Source organism: Leclercia sp. LTM14 (genome assembly GCF_023736175.1).
Classification (GTDB): Bacteria; Pseudomonadota; Gammaproteobacteria; order Enterobacterales; family Enterobacteriaceae; genus Enterobacter; species Enterobacter barmai.
In genome coordinates, this window is record NZ_JAIKTT010000002.1 from 766,217 (window position 1) to 783,224 (window position 17,008).

The 17,008-nt window shown below is 57.5% G+C and carries 14 protein-coding genes and 2 pseudogenes; 4 read left to right on the forward strand and 12 right to left on the reverse strand.

The window, feature by feature from the left end:
• Nucleotides 1–2 precede the first annotated feature (2 nt).
• From lolE to lolC, 3 genes and pseudogenes are all read right to left on the reverse strand, one after another.
• Entirely contained in the window at nt 3–1,247 is a 1,245-nt protein-coding gene (gene lolE, locus K5I40_RS08185) for a lipoprotein-releasing ABC transporter permease subunit LolE (RefSeq protein WP_138368689.1), read from the reverse strand.
• Nucleotides 1,247–1,948 (reverse strand): lipoprotein-releasing ABC transporter ATP-binding protein LolD, encoded by a 702-nt coding sequence (lolD, locus tag K5I40_RS08190; RefSeq protein WP_039028952.1) that lies wholly within the window; start codon nt 1,946–1,948, stop codon nt 1,247–1,249. Before lolD ends, lolE begins: the two co-directional genes overlap by 1 nt.
• Nucleotides 1,941–3,139 (reverse strand): annotated as a pseudogene (gene lolC, locus K5I40_RS08195) (lipoprotein-releasing ABC transporter permease subunit LolC). The gene lolD and the pseudogene lolC overlap by 8 nt, the downstream one beginning before the upstream one ends.
• A gap of 270 nt (nt 3,140–3,409) precedes the next feature.
• Between lolC and K5I40_RS08200 the strand changes: the two are divergent.
• From K5I40_RS08200 to K5I40_RS08210, 3 genes and pseudogenes are all read left to right on the forward strand, one after another.
• Nucleotides 3,410–4,483, forward strand: coding sequence for an acyltransferase family protein (locus K5I40_RS08200; RefSeq protein ID WP_223074288.1), 1,074 nt, complete (start codon nt 3,410–3,412; stop codon nt 4,481–4,483).
• 118 nt (nt 4,484–4,601) lie between these two features.
• Complete coding sequence (gene mfd / locus K5I40_RS08205) at nt 4,602–8,048, forward strand: transcription-repair coupling factor (RefSeq protein WP_138368686.1); 3,447 nt, start codon at nt 4,602–4,604, stop codon at nt 8,046–8,048.
• A gap of 155 nt (nt 8,049–8,203) precedes the next feature.
• A pseudogene (locus K5I40_RS08210) lies at nt 8,204–9,156 on the forward strand (L,D-transpeptidase family protein).
• Between the two features lie 74 nt (nt 9,157–9,230).
• Here the strand turns inward: K5I40_RS08210 and bhsA are convergent.
• On the reverse strand, nt 9,231–9,488 hold the full coding sequence (gene bhsA, locus K5I40_RS08215) for a multiple stress resistance protein BhsA (RefSeq protein WP_139564771.1): 258 nt from the start codon (nt 9,486–9,488) through the stop codon (nt 9,231–9,233).
• A 240-nt stretch (nt 9,489–9,728) separates the two neighbouring features.
• Here bhsA and K5I40_RS08220 point away from each other — a divergent pair, with 240 nt between their 5' ends.
• A complete protein-coding gene (locus tag K5I40_RS08220) occupies nt 9,729–10,364 on the forward strand; it encodes a TetR/AcrR family transcriptional regulator (protein ID WP_039028946.1) in 636 nt (211 codons plus the stop codon).
• A 476-nt stretch (nt 10,365–10,840) separates the two neighbouring features.
• On the opposite strand, the gene K5I40_RS08225 is transcribed toward K5I40_RS08220, so the two are convergent.
• From K5I40_RS08225 to hinT, 8 genes are all read right to left on the reverse strand, one after another.
• Entirely contained in the window at nt 10,841–11,380 is a 540-nt protein-coding gene (locus K5I40_RS08225; RefSeq protein ID WP_039028945.1) for a glycine zipper 2TM domain-containing protein, read from the reverse strand.
• Between the two features lie 196 nt (nt 11,381–11,576).
• Nucleotides 11,577–12,881 (reverse strand): NAD(P)/FAD-dependent oxidoreductase, encoded by a 1,305-nt coding sequence (locus tag K5I40_RS08230; RefSeq protein ID WP_223074289.1) that lies wholly within the window; start codon nt 12,879–12,881, stop codon nt 11,577–11,579.
• A 233-nt stretch (nt 12,882–13,114) separates the two neighbouring features.
• Entirely contained in the window at nt 13,115–13,657 is a 543-nt protein-coding gene (gene ycfP / locus K5I40_RS08235) for an alpha/beta hydrolase YcfP (protein WP_223074290.1), read from the reverse strand.
• 34 nt (nt 13,658–13,691) lie between these two features.
• Entirely contained in the window at nt 13,692–14,717 is a 1,026-nt protein-coding gene (gene nagZ / locus K5I40_RS08240) for a beta-N-acetylhexosaminidase (protein WP_138368683.1), read from the reverse strand.
• A gap of 11 nt (nt 14,718–14,728) precedes the next feature.
• Complete coding sequence (gene thiK / locus K5I40_RS08245) at nt 14,729–15,553, reverse strand: thiamine kinase (protein WP_223074351.1); 825 nt, start codon at nt 15,551–15,553, stop codon at nt 14,729–14,731.
• Complete coding sequence (gene lpoB / locus K5I40_RS08250) at nt 15,534–16,184, reverse strand: penicillin-binding protein activator LpoB (protein ID WP_039028941.1); 651 nt, start codon at nt 16,182–16,184, stop codon at nt 15,534–15,536. Before lpoB ends, thiK begins: the two co-directional genes overlap by 20 nt.
• A 10-nt stretch (nt 16,185–16,194) precedes the next feature.
• Nucleotides 16,195–16,569, reverse strand: a complete 375-nt coding sequence (locus K5I40_RS08255; protein ID WP_138368682.1) for a YcfL family protein — start codon at nt 16,567–16,569, stop codon at nt 16,195–16,197.
• 1 nt (nt 16,570) lies between these two features.
• Complete coding sequence (hinT, locus tag K5I40_RS08260) at nt 16,571–16,930, reverse strand: purine nucleoside phosphoramidase (RefSeq protein ID WP_138368681.1); 360 nt, start codon at nt 16,928–16,930, stop codon at nt 16,571–16,573.
• Nucleotides 16,931–17,008: the final 78 nt, after the last annotated feature.

Consider the following 17,008-nt stretch of genomic DNA (forward strand, 5'->3'; position numbering starts at 1 on the left):
AATTACTGGCCACTTAATACCCTCGCCGGATCAATTCGGCTTGCGCGACGCGCCGGATACCAGCTTGCCAGCAGACTCAGTAAAAGTGCCGTTACCAGCACATAAAAAACGTCCAGCCAGTGCAATTCAGACGGCAGGAAGTCAATAAAATAGATATCGCCCGACAGGAACTGATGGCCAATCAGGGCCTCAATACCGTTGATAATCGGCGTCAGCTGCAGGGAAACCACCACGCCGATGACCACGCCGCACAGGCTGCCCAGCAGCCCCGCCAGCAGACCATACCAGACGAAGATGGCACGAATAAGACCGTCTTTTGCTCCAAGAGTACGCAGGACCGCAATGTCGCCGCTCTTGTCTTTCACCGCCATCACCAGCGTAGAGACGATGTTAAAGCAGGCCACACCAATCACCAGCACCATCGCCAGGTACATGATGGCGCGGATCATCTGGATATCGCGGTACATATAGCCGTAGGTGCCGATCCAGCTCTTGATGTAGACGTAGCTGTCGGTCACTTCTCCGGCGTCGCGCACCAGCTTGTTGGCGTTAAAGACGTCGTTCACCTTGATGGCGATACCGGTGACGCTGCTGCCCATATCCAGATACTGGCGGGCATCTTCCAGCGGCACCATGGCGAAGCTGTGATCCAGCTGGCCGCTCAGCTGCAGAATGCCGGTGACGTGCAGACGCACGCGCTTCGGCTGCTGCAGTTTATGATCGGCGCTGGCGTTTGGGATCATGATCGACACCCAGTCGCCCTGCTTGACCTTCAGCGCGTCGGCGACGCCCTTGCCGATAATGATCTGCTGATCGCCGGCCTTAAAGTTCGCCCAGGCATCTTTCTGGATAAACTGCGGCAGCGCGCTGAGCTTCTCTTCCTGGCGTGGGTTGACTCCTTTCACCTGAATGGCGCGCAGGTTTGCGCCGCTCTCCACCAGCCCGGTGAAGTTGATGTACGGCGCGGCCGCGGCAATGCCCGGCACTTTTTCCACCTTGTTCAGCGCATCGTTCCAGTTATTCCACGGCTGGTTAACCGGCTCGATTTCACCGTGCGGCACTACCGCCAGAATGCGGTTGTTCAGCTCACGCTCGAAACCGTTCATGGCGCTGAGGCCAACGATCAACACCGCCACGCCCAGCGCGATACCGATGGTGGAGATAACAGAGATCAGCGACACCATGCCGCTGCGACGGCGGCCCCGGCTGAAACGCAGACCAATAAGTAACGATAACGGTGAAGCCATCAATCTGCCCCCATCAGGGTCAGCTCGGTATTCAGATGCCCGTCACGCATCTCCAGCTGGCGGGACATGCGTTTCGCCAGCTGCAGATCGTGGGTCACCACCAGAAACGCGGTGCCCTGGGAGGCATTCAGCTCGCCGAGGAGCTGGAAAATGCTGTCGGCGTTGCGGGCGTCCAGGTTGCCGGTCGGTTCATCTGCCAGCACCAGGCGCGGGTTGTTCACCAGCGCACGGGCAATTGCCACGCGCTGGCGCTCGCCGCCGGAGAGTTCCGAAGGACGGTGGTTGCCGCGATGGCCCAGCCCGACCGCCTTCAGCATATCGCTGGCGCGGGCGTTGATTTCAGCCGGTTTCTTTTTGCCGATCAACAGCGGCATCGCCACGTTTTCCAGCGCCGTAAAATCAGGCAGCAGGTGGTGGAACTGGTAGATAAAGCCCAGCTCGCGGTTACGCAGGTCGGCCTTGGCGCTCGATGACATCGTACTCAGCGGGGTGCCGGAGAAGACTACGTCGCCAGAGGTTGGCGTATCCAGCCCGCCGAGCAGGTGCAGCAGAGTACTTTTGCCGGAGCCGGAGGTGCCGACGATCGCCATCATCTCCCCAACGCCTACGCTGAAGCTGACATTGTGCAGGACATCCGTCTGCACCGTGCCTTCCTGATAGCGTTTGCACAGGTTGTCGCATTGCAACAGGATCTTATTCATAACGTAAAGCCTCAGCGGGTTGAGTGGCGGCAGCGCGCCATGAAGGATAAAGCGTGGAGAGTAAGGCAATGGCCATCGCAGCCAGCGCAATGCCCACCACCTGCAGCGGCTCAATGGCCACCGGCAGCGCCGCGCCGTCGAGCAGCGCGCCGATAATCGGCATTAAATTGTTCAGCTGGCTGGCAAGCAGCGTACCGAGCACCGCGCCCAGCAGCGCTCCGACAATCCCGGCGCTGGCGCCCTGCACCATAAAGACCGCCATGATCTGCCGCGGCGTCAGCCCCTGGGTTTGCAGGATCGCCACCTCGCCCTGTTTCTCCATCACCATCAGGCCAAGGGAGGTAATAATGTTAAACGCGGCGACCGCCACAATCAGGCTCAGCAGCAGGCCCATCATGTTTTTTCCATCCGCACGGCCTGGAACAGCTCGCCCTTGCGTTCACGCCAGTCCTGCCATTTTGTCCCTTCCGGCAGCGTTTGCTGGCTTAAGACATCCACCTTCAGCGGCTCGTTGAGCCACAGACGCCAGCCGGTGATATTACCGAGCGGATAGCGCATCAGACGCGACGCGTCCTGGATATTCACCAGCATCTGGTAGCCGTCCACTTCGCTGTTGGCGGCGAAGGTGCCGATCACGTTAAACAGGCGCTGGCTCGGCAGACGTCCCATCGGGGTGAACTGGCTGGCAGACGGCACCATCACCCGCAGCTGGTCGCCCCGATTGACGCCCAGCTGTCCGGCAAGCTGTTCGCCGAGGATGACGTTGTACTGGCCGGGAGCCAGATCGGTCTGTTTGACGTTAACCAGGTATGGCGTCAGGGGATCTTTTTGCGCCGGGTCGATGCCCAGCATCACCCCCACCGCCACGCTGCGGGCGCTTTGCAGCACCACGTCACCGGAGGTGATCGGCGCCACACGGCTGACGCCCTGCAGCTTCACGGCGCTTTCGGGCAGCTGCTGCGGATTAACCGACCCGTTGCTGGATGAGAGTATGGCCTGCGGCATCAGCCCCAGAATGTTATTTTGCAGCTCGCGCTCAAAGCCGTTCATGACGGAGAGAACCGTCACCAGCGCCATCACGCCAAGCGTAATGCCAATGGTTGAAAGCCAGGAGACAAAGCGACCGAAGCGGTCCGCGGCGCGCCCACGCATATAACGCAGGCCTATGAATAGTGCGACAGGTTGGTACATGAAATCCGTCTGTTTGCTGATAGCAGACCCACGAGTATATAAGCGAATCCGCAAAGGGTAAATGACTGAAACCCTAAGCTTTGCTTACCGGTTGTCTGAAAAAGCACGATAAATCAGCGTAATAACCGCATCTGCCCACAAGCCTGACGCCCGGGGTTGTTTGCAGCTTTTCTGAAAATCGTACGGATACAGACTCTTACCCATTACATCCTGCCCGCCGCCCAACACACTTACCCGTTCGAACAAGGTAACAACAGGACCCGGTAAGCGATGAAACAAAAAACACTATGGATTAACCAGATAAAGGGGCTCTGCATCTGCCTGGTGGTGATCTACCACTCGGTCATCACCTTTTATCCCCATCTGAACGCGCTGCACTCGCCGCTGTCGGCGCTGCTTGCCAAATGCTGGGTCTATTTCAATCTCTATCTCGCCCCGTTTCGCATGCCGGTGTTCTTCTTTATTTCAGGCTATTTGATCCGCCGCTATATCGACGAGGTGGACTGGAAAAATAGCCTCGATAAGCGGCTCTGGAGCATTGTCTGGGTTCTGATGCTGTGGGGCGTGTTGCAGTGGCAGGCGCTGACCCACCTCAACGCCTGGCTGGCACCGGAGCGCGAGCTCAATACCACCTCTAACGCCGCCTACGCTGACTCGCTGACCGGCTTTATCACCGGCATGCTCACCGCCAGCACCAGCCTGTGGTATCTCTATGCCCTGGTGGTCTATTTCACCCTCTGCAAGCTGCTGAGCCGCTGGAAATTGCCGCTGGTCGGGCTGCTGGCCCTGGCGAGCATCGCCATTAACTTTATGCCGCTGCCGTGGTGGGGGATGAACAGCGTGGTGCGCAATATGATCTATTACAGCCTGGGAGCCTGGTACGGCGTGCAGCTGATGACCTGGATGCAGGCCAGGGTGTGGCGACGAGACTGGGTGGCGGTTGCGGCTTTCGCGGCGGTTTCGGTCGTGCTGTGGTTCGCGAACGTGCCCCTGCCGCTGTCGCTGCTCTCTATTTTACTGATCATGACCCTGTTCTCGCGCCTGGAGCAGCGCTTCGCCGTCGGGCCTGACAATCTGCTGAACGTGATTGGCTCGAACACCATTGCGATTTACACCACCCACCGCATTCTTATCGAAGGGATGAGCCTGTTTTTGATTCACGAGCTGAATGGCGGCGCATGGCCGGTATGGGCAGAGCTGACCCTGGTGCTGTTCTACCCGTTTGCCAGCCTGCTGCTCTGCACGCTGGTGGGCCTGGCTGCCCGCAAACTCTCCACTGCGCTGACAGGGGATTTCTTCTTTACCCCGCCTGCCCGCCTGACGCCGGTTCAGGCCGCGCGCTAACGCCCCTCAGGGGGCGTCTTCACCCTGTGTGCGGTTACGGTTTGCTAATGTAAAACGATCAAGGATAATAAAGACATTGTGTATCAGTGATATGCCCATAAGAGATCCTGACAAAGCCATGCCTGAACAAAATCGTTTTTCCCTGCCCGGCAAAGCGGGCGACCAACGCCAGTTGGGTGAACTGACCGGGGCAGCCTGCGCCACGCTGGTTGCGGAAATTGCAGAGCGTCATCAGGGCCCGGTGGTGCTGGTCGCGCCTGACATGCAAAACGCCCTGCGTCTGCATGACGAGATCCGCCAGTTCACCGATCAACTGGTCACCAGCCTTGCCGACTGGGAGACGCTGCCTTACGACAGCTTCTCGCCGCACCAGGAGATCATCTCCTCGCGCCTCTCCACGCTCTATCAGCTGCCCACCATGCAGCGCGGTGTGCTGATTGTGCCGGTTAATACGTTGATGCAGCGCGTCTGCCCGCACAGCTATCTGCACGGTCACGCCCTGGTGATGAAAAAAGGCCAGCGTCTCTCAAGGGATGGCCTGCGCGTGCAGCTCGACAGCGCTGGCTATCGCCATGTCGATCAGGTGATGGAGCATGGGGAGTACGCCACCCGCGGCGCGCTGCTCGACCTCTTCCCGATGGGCAGCGCACAGCCTTATCGTCTGGACTTCTTCGATGACGAAATCGACAGCCTGCGCCTGTTTGATGCCGACACCCAGCGCACGCTGGAGGAAGTGGAATCCATCAACCTGCTGCCGGCCCATGAATTCCCCACCGACAAAACCGCCATCGAGCTGTTCCGCAGCCAGTGGCGCGATAAGTTTGACGTCAAGCGTGACGCCGAGCATATCTACCAGCAGGTGAGCAAAGGCACCCTGCCGTCGGGGATCGAATACTGGCAGCCGCTGTTCTTCAGCGAGCCGCTGCCTCCCCTGTTCAGCTATTTTCCGGCGAATACCCTGGTGCTGAACACCGGCGATCTGGAGGCCAGCGCCAACCGTTTTGAGAGTGAAACCCGCGCCCGCTTTGAGAATCGCGGTGTCGATCCGATGCGTCCGCTGCTGGAGCCCGAGCTGCTGTGGCTGCGCACTGACGAACTGTTCAGCGAGCTGAAACGCTGGCCGCGCGTGCAGCTCAAAACCGAAAGCCTGCCGGACAAAGCCGCCAACACCAACCTCGCCTATCAGCCGCTGCCGGACCTCGCGGTGCAGGCACAGAATAAATCGCCGCTGGATAACCTGCGTAAATTTCTCGAATCCTTTACCGGGCCGGTGATCTTCTCTGTGGAGAGCGAAGGCCGTCGTGAGGCGCTGGGCGAACTGCTTGGCCGCATTAAGGTGGCTCCGAAACGGATCCTGCGTCTGGACGAAGCCAGCGGCACCGGGCGCTACCTGATGATCGGCGCAGCCGAACATGGGTTTATTGATACCATCAATAATCTGGCGCTGATCTGCGAAAGCGATCTGCTGGGTGAGCGCGTGGCGCGCCGCCGTCAGGACAGCCGTCGCACCATCAATCCCGACACGCTGATCCGCAACCTGGCGGAGCTGCATACCGGCCAGCCGATTGTCCATCTGGAGCATGGCGTAGGCCGTTACGCGGGGATGACGACCCTGGAGGCCGGTGGCATCAAGGGTGAATACCTGATGCTGATGTACGCTAACGACGCCAAACTCTACGTGCCGGTCTCCTCCCTGCATCTGATCAGCCGCTACGCGGGCGGTGCGGAAGAGAACGCGCCGCTGCATAAGCTCGGCGGTGACGCCTGGGCCAGAGCACGGCAGAAAGCGGCGGAAAAAGTGCGCGACGTGGCGGCGGAGCTGCTGGATATCTACGCCCAGCGTGCGGCGAAAGCGGGCTATGCCTTCAAGCACGATAAAGAGCAGTACCAGCTGTTCTGCGACAGCTTCCCGTTTGAAACCACCCCGGATCAGGCCCAGGCGATTAACGCCGTCCTCAGCGACATGTGTCAGCCGCTGGCGATGGACCGGCTGGTCTGCGGCGACGTGGGCTTTGGTAAAACCGAAGTGGCGATGCGCGCCACCTTCCTGGCGGTAGAAAACAATAAACAGGTGGCGGTGCTGGTTCCGACCACCCTGCTGGCGCAGCAGCACTACGATAACTTCCGCGACCGCTTTGCCAACTGGCCGGTGCGCATCGAGATGATGTCGCGTTTTCGCAGCGCCAAAGAGCAGGCGCAGATCCTGGAGCAGGCAAGCGAAGGCAAGATCGACATTCTGATCGGCACTCATAAGCTGCTGCAGAGCGACGTGAAGTGGAAAGATCTGGGGCTGCTGATTGTCGATGAGGAGCACCGCTTCGGCGTTCGCCACAAGGAGCGCATCAAAGCGATGCGTGCCGACGTGGACATTCTGACCCTCACCGCCACGCCGATCCCGCGTACGCTGAACATGGCGATGAGCGGCATGCGCGATCTGTCGATTATCGCCACCCCGCCTGCCCGTCGTCTGGCGGTGAAAACCTTTGTCCGTGAATACGACAATCTGGTGGTGCGTGAGGCGATCCTCCGTGAAGTGCTGCGCGGCGGCCAGGTCTACTATCTCTACAACGATGTGGAGAATATCCAGAAAGCGGCCGACCGGCTGGCGGAGCTGGTGCCAGAAGCGCGTATCGCCATCGGCCACGGCCAGATGCGCGAGCGCGAGCTGGAGCGGGTGATGAACGACTTCCACCACCAGCGTTTTAACGTGCTGGTGTGTACCACGATCATCGAAACCGGTATCGATATTCCTACCGCCAACACCATCATCATCGAGCGGGCAGATCACTTCGGCCTCGCGCAGCTCCACCAGCTGCGCGGTCGCGTCGGGCGCTCGCACCATCAGGCCTATGCCTGGCTGATGACCCCGCATCCGAAAGCGATGACCACCGATGCGCAGAAGCGCCTGGAAGCTATCGCCTCGCTGGAAGATCTGGGTGCCGGTTTTGCGCTGGCCACCCACGACCTGGAGATCCGCGGGGCGGGTGAGCTGCTCGGGGAAGATCAGAGCGGCTCGATGGAGACCATCGGCTTCTCGCTCTATATGGAGCTGCTGGAAAACGCCGTCGATGCGCTGAAGGCGGGGCGCGAGCCGTCGCTGGAAGATCTCACCAGCCAGCAAACGGAAGTGGAGCTGCGCATGCCAGCCCTGCTGCCGGATGATTTTATCCCGGACGTCAACACCCGCCTGTCGTTCTACAAGCGTATTGCCAGCGCCAAAGACGAGGCCGGTCTCGACGAAATTAAGGTAGAGCTGATCGACCGCTTTGGCCTGCTGCCGGATGCAGCGCGTAACCTGCTGGATATCGCCCGGTTACGCCAGCAGGCGCAGAAACTGGGGATCCGCAAGCTGGAAGGGAATGAAAAAGGCGGCATGATTGAGTTTGCCGAGAAGAACCATGTCGATCCGATGTGGCTGATCGGCCTGCTGCAGAAACAGCCCCAGCACTACCGGCTTGATGGCCCGACGCGCCTGAAGTTCACTCAGGATCTGGCGGAGCGCAAAACCCGCATGGAGTGGGTGTGCAACTTTATGCGTCAGCTGGAAGAGAACGCCGTAGCCTGACCCCGTGCCGGGCGATGTTGATATCGCCCGGCATGATTTCCCCCGCGCAATTTACAACTCTTTGCAATCCGCCTGGACTTCCCGACACACTCATTCGCCATAATTATCGATTAACGTTCAGATAATAATAATCTTTATTGCTATGGATTCTGGTGATGAAAAAAACGTCGCGTTTTACCCGTTGGATACCCCTGGTTGCGCTCCTCGCGACCCTGGCGCTTGCCCTGCCCGCCCGGGCCAATACCTGGCCCCTGCCCCCGGCGGGCAGTCGGCTAGTGGGCGAAAATCGTTTTCATGTGGTCGAGAACGATGGCGGCTCGCTGGAAGCCATTGCCAAAAAATATAACGTCGGTTTCCTGGCCCTGCTGCAGGCGAATCCGGGCGTTGACCCCTACGTTCCCCGCGCGGCAGCGTGCTGACTATCCCGCTGCAAACCCTGCTCCCCGACGCGCCGCGGGAAGGAATTGTGATCAACCTGGCCGAGCTGCGGCTCTACTATTACCCGCCGGGTAAAAATGAGGTCACGGTTTACCCCATCGGCATTGGTCAGCTGGGGGGCGATACCCTGACGCCAACGATGGTGACTACGGTGTCGGACAAACGCGCCAATCCGACCTGGACCCCAACCGCCAACATCCGCGCCCGCTATAAAGCCCAGGGTATCGATCTGCCTGCGGTGGTGCCCGCCGGGCCGGAAAACCCGATGGGACATCACGCCATTCGCCTCGCGGCCTACGGTGGGGTGTATCTGCTGCATGGCACCAATGCCGATTTTGGCATCGGCATGCGCGTGAGTTCCGGCTGTATTCGCCTGCGGGACAATGACATCGAGACGCTGTTCCGTGTCATCCAGCCCGGCACCAAAGTGAATATCATGAATACGCCGATCAAGGTGTCGGAAGAGCCAGGCGGCGTGCGTCTGGTGGAGGTGCACCAGCCGCTGTCGAAGCAGCTGAATGACGATCCGCAAACCCTGCCGATTATCCTCAATGCCGCCCAGCAGGGTTTTAAGGCCAGCGCTGATGAGATGGTGATGGAGCGCGCCATGGAAGCGCGTTCGGGTATGCCGGTGGACGTGACGCCACATCCTGTAACCCAGTCGATGTAAACTGCACAAACAAAAAACGCTCTGCACAGGCAGAGCGTTTTTTCGCAGTGGCATTAATGAGGGTTAAGCCATGCTTATTTGTAGATCACCGCAGTACCGTGCAGGGTGTTCGGGCCGGTAACGGAAGTGATACGGTAAGATTTTGCACCCATTTCATCCGCTTTTTGCGCTAACTGGCTTTCCAGTGAATCCAGGTTAGTCCCACCCGTCGCGGCGATAGTGCCCACTTTTTGTTGATCGGCAGGGGTAGACTGCACCTGAACGGCTGCAAAGCTGGCAAATGAGAGTGAGCTAAGTACGGCGGCGGCGATCAGTGTTTTTACGTTTTTCATGATAAAGACCTTTTGCAAGTGAAGGGATGTCGCAAGAATTTACTTAACGATCGATAACAAAATGATAGATGTGATCTGCGTCACACGTCAATTAATTTTTATAACGATCATTAAAATAATTTTAAAAGCTTTTAAATTCATATTGATAGGATGAATAAATTTTTATCAATTCAGCGCTGGTCGCAGAAAGGGATTATTTTTATAATGGTCGTTCAACAAACCAACAGAGGTACAACGGCTATGACAACCGATGACACGCGTTGCGAAAAGAAAAGCCGTGGCCGACCAAAAGTGTTCGACAGGGAAGCGGCGCTGGATAAGGCCATGACGCTGTTCTGGCAGCATGGGTATGAAGCCACATCGCTGGCAGACCTGGTTGCCGCGACGGGGGCGAAAGCGCCTACGCTGTATGCAGAATTTACCAATAAAGAGGGGCTGTTCCGCGCGGTGCTGGATCGCTATATCAGCCGCTTCGCCGCACGCCATGAAGCGCAGCTGTTTTGTGAAGAGAAGCGCGTCGAACAGGCGCTGGAAGACTACTTCACCGCAGTGGCGACCTGCTTTACCAGCAAAGATACGCCTGCGGGCTGTTTTATGATTAATACCTCGGCGACGCTTGCGGCCTCTTCGGAAGAGATTGCCCACACGGTGAAATCACGCCATGCCATGCAGGAAGAGACGCTGTGCCGGTTTTTACAGCAGCGTCAGCTGCGCGGTGAGATCCCGGCCCAGAGCGATCCCCATAAACTTGCCCAATATCTCAACTGCGTTTTACAGGGCATGTCCATCAGCGCCCGGGAAGGCGCCAGCCTGGAAAAACTGCTGACCATAACGCAAATTACCCTGCGTCTGTGGCCCGAACTTCTGAAAGCCTGATCGTCAGGGCGGCCTGCCGCCCTGATCCCCTCCTCTCAACTATACTTTCTCAAAGCCTGGCAAAAATTGCTCCCCTGGCTCTGCTGTTTGCTATTCTTTATTGTGTGATTATTGATGTGCTAATGATTAGGCGCATGAGTTGTGGCGGAGAAGTTCTGGCTATACACATTCAGAAGGAGAATATAAATGATTTTGCTATTACCTTTATTCAAGGTGTTAATAGTAATTACATTGTTATTCGGTCTCTGGGTTTTATGTGGTGGGTCAGTTTTATTTGCTTTTCTTTCCGTACTGATAACGGGATTTTTGCTGCTACGCCAGTATCACGAATTCGACCTCTAACCACTCTTACCCTGCTGTATCCCTGAGAAAGACCTTAGTCATCGCGCAACCGGCGCCGGTGTAAAGGTCTTTTTTTGCGCAAAAAGCTCCCCAGCCTGAGCGAATGGGGAGCTAAATGCAGAGAACAGATTTTTTTATGCTTTGTTATTCAGTACCAGCTGACCGTCGCCGTTAAGCGGGATCTGGGTGCCGGGATCTTTATCCATACGGATCTTGCCCTGCTGATCGCCAATTTTATAGGTCACATCATAGCCGAGCATTTTCTCTGATTTGTCATAGACCGTCTTACAACGCTGTTGGGTCGTGGTGTAGGTATCGCGCTCCTGCAGGGCACCCTGCGCCTGATTCCCGGCGTAACCACCACCTAAGGCACCCACTACCGTTGCGACATCTTTACCGCGGCCGCCACCAAACTGGTGACCGATCACCCCGCCTGCTACCGCGCCAAGAACGGAACCGGCGATACGGTTTTCATCCTGCACAGGGCGGCGATGCGTTACGGTCACGTTGCGGCACTCCTGGCGCGGTGTTTTTACCGTCTCTTTGATAGGTGTAGCCGAAACCACCTGCGCATATTGTGGGCCACGATCAAAAACATTAAGACTGGCAACGGCCGCCACACCTAATGCGGCAACCACGCCAATCCCTATACCTGCCACCATGGATTTATTCATGTGACGTTCTCCTTTTTATTGCTATTAGTAACAATTTTGCAACGAAAGGTGTACGCAGGCAAATCAGAGAAAGGATTAAAAATGCGGCGACAAGCGCAAAACTGGCTGGTTTAGGAGGACTCTTAGACCCTGAGAGGGCGTTTTGCAGAACGATATGCTAAAAAAGCCCCACCGCGGATGCGGAGGGGCTTAGAACTCAGTGCAGTTTCAGTCGCGGACGGATCACGCGGTTGATGCTGCCAACCACCATCATCAGCCCGGTTTTGAAGTAACCGTGCAGCGCAACCTGGTGCATACGGTACAGGGAGATGTAGACGAAGCGGGCAATGCGCCCCTCGACCATCATTGAACCGCGCATCAGGTTACCCATCAGGCTGCCCACGGTGGAGAAGTTCGAAAGCGAAACCAGGGAACCGTGATCTTTATAGACGTAGCTCTTCAGGGTTTTGCCCTTCGCCTGGGCCAGGATGTTGTGCAGCGCCAGGCTTGCCATCTGGTGAGCAGCCTGAGCGCGCGGTGGTACGAATCCACCCTCCGGGCGGGCGCAGGAGGCGCAGTCGCCAATGGCGTAGATGTCCGGATCGCGGGTGGTTTGCAGCGTTGGCTCAACCACCAGCTGGTTGATGCGGTTGGTTTCAAGGCCGCCGATCTCTTTCATGAAATCAGGCGCTTTGATCCCTGCCGCCCAGACCATCAGATCGGCTTTGATGTGCTCGCCGTCTTTGGTGTTCAGGCCGTGCTCATCGGCACTGGTCACCATTGTCTGGGTCAGAACACGCACGCCCAGCTTGGTCAGTTCGCTATGTGCAGCGCCGGAGATACGCGGCGGCAGCGCAGGCAGAATACGTTCGCCCGCTTCCACCAGCGTCACGTTCAGCGCGTCGTTGGTTAAGCCTTTATAACCGTAGCTGTGCAGCTGTTTCACCGCATTGTGCAACTCCGCAGAGAGCTCAACGCCCGTCGCGCCACCGCCGACAATAGCGATATTCACCTTGCCGCTTGCGCCAAGGTTATTGGAATATTTCAGGAACAGGTTCAGCATTTCCTGATGGAAACGACGCGCCTGATGCGGGTTGTCGAGGAAGATGCAGTTATCTTTTACGCCCGGGGTGTTGAAGTCGTTGGAGGTGCTGCCCAGCGCCATCACCAGCGTGTCATACGCCAGCTTGCGCTCCGGCACCAGCAGTTCGCCCTTCTCGTCACGCAGCTCTGCCAGCGTAATAGTTTTGCTTTCACGGTTGATATCGACCACTGAACCCAGCTGGAACTGGAACCCGTGGTTGCGCGCATGCGCCAGATAGCTCAGCGCGTCCACGCCCTCATCCAGAGAACCTGTGGCGACTTCGTGCAGCAGCGGTTTCCACAGGTGGCTGTGGTTGCGATCGACGAGCGTAACTTTGGCTTTTTTACCGCGGCCGAGCTTCTTACCCAGCTGCGTAGCCAGCTCCAGCCCGCCTGCGCCGCCGCCCACAATCACTATCTTTTTCAATGGTGTAGTCAACGTGACCCCCTAAATTATTAACCAATTGTTAACTAAAAGTTATTAAAATAACCTTTAATTAACAACAGGTTACAGCACTGAAACCATTCAACCGTCATGAGAATAACATGTTCGGTGCATTGGTCATACCAAAATTGATGTGCATCAAGTTTTGCCGCTTAAAATTCACCCAAGCTTAGCAAAAAGAAAGCCCGGCTCACGAAAGTGGCCGGGCTTAGTTGGAAAAATGAGCCTTATCCTAAGGTCTTGAACGCTTTGATACGCTGCAGATGGGGGGCAATATTCTTGAACTTGTGCGTCTGCTCTTCGTCCCAGACAATTTCGTAGTAGTGGTGCAACAGCTCCGCTGCGCGGGGGCTGTTCAGCGCCTCATCGTTGCGGGAGAGGATCACCAGACAGCGATCGCGGTTTTTCTCACGAAAATTGCTCACGCACTTGGTGGCGATATCAACATACTCTTCCGGCCTGTCGATTTTGCCTTCCATGCTCTCGTTCGGGAACAGGTTAGGATTGAACACCACCTGGCGAATATCACACAGGAACCCAATGCGCTCGGCCCAGTATCCTCCCAGGCCGACGCCACAAATCAACGGACGGTCGTCAACGTTCAGCTGCAGCATTTTGTCCACTTCTTTCAGAAGATGCTGCATATCATGCTTCGGATGGCGCGTGCTGTAGCTAATCAGACGCACATCCGGATCGATAAACTGCAGCTGCAGTACTTTCTCGTGATTACCGGGACTGTTCGAATCAAAACCGTGCAAATAGATGATCATCGTATCCTCGCCACACTACGCTTGTCAGGAGGGATTACTGCCCCGCTTTATGCGCTTCCCAGCGCTCATGAAGCGCCTGTAACTGCGCGTTCACGGTTTTCCAGCGTGCGGAATCCCGCAGCTCCTGACGGCTAAAAGAACCTTTATGATACAATTGTGTAACACGTTCAGCCTTGATCGGCGACAGGTTATCCAACACGCTTACTGCGCCTTTACGATTATTGCAGACCAGGATCATATCGCAACCCGCGTCCAGCGATGCCTGACCCCGTTCAGCGTAGCTGCCCATGATCGCCGCCCCTTCCATCGACAGATCGTCGGAAAAAATCACCCCGTTGAAACCCAGCTCCTGACGCAGAACGGTTTTCAGCCAGTGCGGCGAGCCGCTGGCCGGACGGGGATCGACATCGGTGTAGATCACATGCGCGGGCATGATGGCGTCGAGCTTGTTGTCGCTGATAAGCGATTTGAAAATCGACATATCCCGGGCGCGGATCTCCGCCTGTGGCCGTGGATCGCGCGGAGTCTCTTTATGGGAATCCGCCGTGACGGCACCATGTCCCGGGAAGTGTTTACCCGTGGTTTTCATCCCCGCTTCGTGCATCCCGTCGATAAAGCGGGTCGCCACCTGCAGCGCCTTCTGCGGTTCATCATGGTAAGAACGCTCGCCGATGGCGGCGCTGATATGGCCTACGTCCAGCACCGGGGCGAAGCTGATATCAATATCCATGGCGATCATCTCGCTGGCCATCAGCCAGCCCGCCTCCTGCGCCAGCTTGCCGCCCTCTTCCAGCCCGAGCAGCGCCGCAAAGGACTGGGCAGCCGGCAGACGGGTAAAGCCGTCGCGGAAACGCTGCACGCGGCCCCCCTCCTGATCCACCGCCACCACCAGCCGGTGATGGGAAGCGTCGCGGATCTGGCGAACCAGCTCGCGCAGCTGCGCCGGATCGTGATAATTACGGGTAAACAGGATCAGGCCACCCACCAGCGGGTGCGCCAGGATCTCGCGCTCCTCCGCATCCAGCTCATAACCTTCCACATCCAACATGACCGGACCCACACGAACCTCTCTTATTCTCTCGTTGCTAACTGGCGCCAGACTTCATCGGCCAGGGTTATAAATTGTTTGTCTTGTGACTGCTGCCAGCGCAGCTCAAACCAGCCCGCCATCAGCATCAGCACCCAGGGGCGCCAGCGCTTCACCTGTCGTTGCAGTTGCGTCAGGTCAAGCTGTGCGGCCTCTGCATAGGCGGCGAGCAATGCCTGACGCCCGACGTCACCGTCGGTCCAGACGCTGGCAAGCTCCAGCGCCACGTCGCCGTCACCGGCGTACTCCCAGTCCAGCAGCCGACTGCCGAGGTCGGTATGCACGATATTACCCGCATGAACGTCCATATGCAGCGGCGCCAGGCGCAGCGGGCGCGGCTCTCCTTGTTTTCGCAGACGCTTGTGCCATCTCAGCCATAGCGGCGTGCGTCGGGAGGGCGAGGCCTGTAGCCAGTACTGTTCCAGCAGCGGCGTCAGGGTGATGCGCCAGCCGAACGTCGGCTGTTGATGGAGATGATACAGCATTGCGGCCAGCGCAGGTGCGGCGGGCAACGTGGTTTTGATATCGCCCGCCAGATAATCCACCGCCATCCAGCCAGGACTGTAAAAACGCGGTTGAGGAGCAATGTCGGCGGGAAGATGGCGCAGGGCATGGTACTGACGGCGAAAATGGGCAGGCGTTGCCAGCCCGGCATGGCACTGGCGCAGCACCAGACGGTGTCCAGCATGCTCAATAATGCAGCTCGCGCCGCTCAACCCGGCGTGGGCTGGCGGCGCGATGATGCGAAACTGCGGGAAAAAGCGCGACAGCAGCGTGTCGCGCGTCAGGTTACTGTTGCTGAACTGCACCTTTACCCGACCAGATAATTTCACCTGTCTGAACCAGCATCAACTGCATTTGCAGCGCCGGGGAGTTGATGTTACCGGTCGCGCTGGAATAGAGCACGTACTGGGCACCCACGTTACGGGCAATACCGATAGCTTTGCTGCGCGAGCCCAGGCTGTCCTGCGCAGAGAGGCCCAGTTGCTGTTTGGCCACCGCAAGCTGCTGCGCGGATACCAGCGTGAACTTCCCGTTATTCGCCAGCGCATTACGCAGCGTTTCGGTGGCTTCACCCGCATTCAGGCTGCCGTTAGTGCGGTTGTTGACGCTGTCCACCAGCAGCACGCTGCCCGCTGTCACGCCCTGAGCCTGCAGCATCTTGCCGACCATCGGCTGCATGGCCCCGTTCCAGTCGTAGTGACGTTCACGCGGTGTGGGCTGAGCAGGCTGCTCCTGATGCTCGATCGGTCCTGGCTGCTCCGGTACTGACGGCACGGTCGGTACGGTTGGGACTGGCTGGGTTGGCTCAACCGGCTGCTCAACCCCCGGTTTAACCTCTTCCACCGGTGCCGGTGGTTGCTCAGTGCGGCTAATACAGCCCGACAGGAACAGTGCAAAAGCCGTGACAAGTGCGTAACGACTGAAGTTATTAATCAAAATTCACCCCTCAGAGATATAAATAAAGTCTGACCTTATGCGCACCCAGGTAGTTTGCGCTGCCGTAAAGCTTAACCGACGATTTTGCCGGAATAATTACGCTGCGCGGCGCTTCCAGTGGATGCATTTCCAGGCCACGGTTGTCATACCAGAAAAAGCGGTAGTGAACGGTAACCGGCTCATCTCTTTCATTAAACAGCACAGAGGAGGCGGACGGTTGAATTTCGCTAGTGGTGAGCGAAGGCTGATCCGCGGTGATCCCTGCAGCCAGCACCGATGACTCCATTACCAGCGTCTGATCGTCATTGACGGGTATCGAGGGTTGCGAGCTGCATCCCGCTAACACCGTCGCCATGACCAGAGCCGCCATCCATCCTCTTTGCATCTTAGAGACCTTTATGCGCCAGCATCGGGCCCAGCGGACGTCCGCCCAGCAGATGCATATGAATGTGATAAACTTCCTGCCCACCGTGGCGGTTGCAGTTCATGATCAAACGGTAACCCTCCTCGGCAATCCCTTCCTGCTCAGCGATTTTCGCTGCTACTGTCAGCATACGGCCTAATGCCAGTTCATGCTCAGTTTTCACGTCATTTACCGTAGGAATCAGAATATTGGGGATAATAAGAATGTGGGTAGGCGCCTGCGGGGAAATGTCGCGAAAAGCAGTAACCAGTTCATCCTGATAGATGATATCTGCCGGGATCTCGCGGCGGATAATTTTACTGAAAATGGTTTCTTCAGCCATGAGGTTTTCCTTATTCATTTAATCTGGCGACGTGACCGGAGACAACCCGCCCGGTACAGGCGCATTATTTTGTGACAC

Bases quoted from the DNA above. Each gene is read 5' to 3' on its own strand.
- K5I40_RS08255 (WP_138368682.1), bottom strand. From the start codon at position 16,569: ATGCAAAGAGGATGGATGGCGGCTCTGGTCATGGCGACGGTGTTAGCG.
- lolE (WP_138368689.1), bottom strand. From the start codon at position 1,247: ATGGCTTCACCGTTATCGTTACTTATTGGTCTGCGTTTCAGCCGGGGC.
- bhsA (WP_139564771.1), bottom strand. From the start codon at position 9,488: ATGAAAAACGTAAAAACACTGATCGCCGCCGCCGTACTTAGCTCACTC.
- K5I40_RS08220 (WP_039028946.1), top strand. From the start codon at position 9,729: ATGACAACCGATGACACGCGTTGCGAAAAGAAAAGCCGTGGCCGACCA.
- K5I40_RS08225 (WP_039028945.1), bottom strand. From the start codon at position 11,380: ATGAATAAATCCATGGTGGCAGGTATAGGGATTGGCGTGGTTGCCGCA.
- mfd (WP_138368686.1), top strand. From the start codon at position 4,602: ATGCCTGAACAAAATCGTTTTTCCCTGCCCGGCAAAGCGGGCGACCAA.
- hinT (WP_138368681.1), bottom strand. From the start codon at position 16,930: ATGGCTGAAGAAACCATTTTCAGTAAAATTATCCGCCGCGAGATCCCG.
- ycfP (WP_223074290.1), bottom strand. From the start codon at position 13,657: ATGATCATCTATTTGCACGGTTTTGATTCGAACAGTCCCGGTAATCAC.
- K5I40_RS08200 (WP_223074288.1), top strand. From the start codon at position 3,410: ATGAAACAAAAAACACTATGGATTAACCAGATAAAGGGGCTCTGCATC.
- lolD (WP_039028952.1), bottom strand. From the start codon at position 1,948: ATGAATAAGATCCTGTTGCAATGCGACAACCTGTGCAAACGCTATCAG.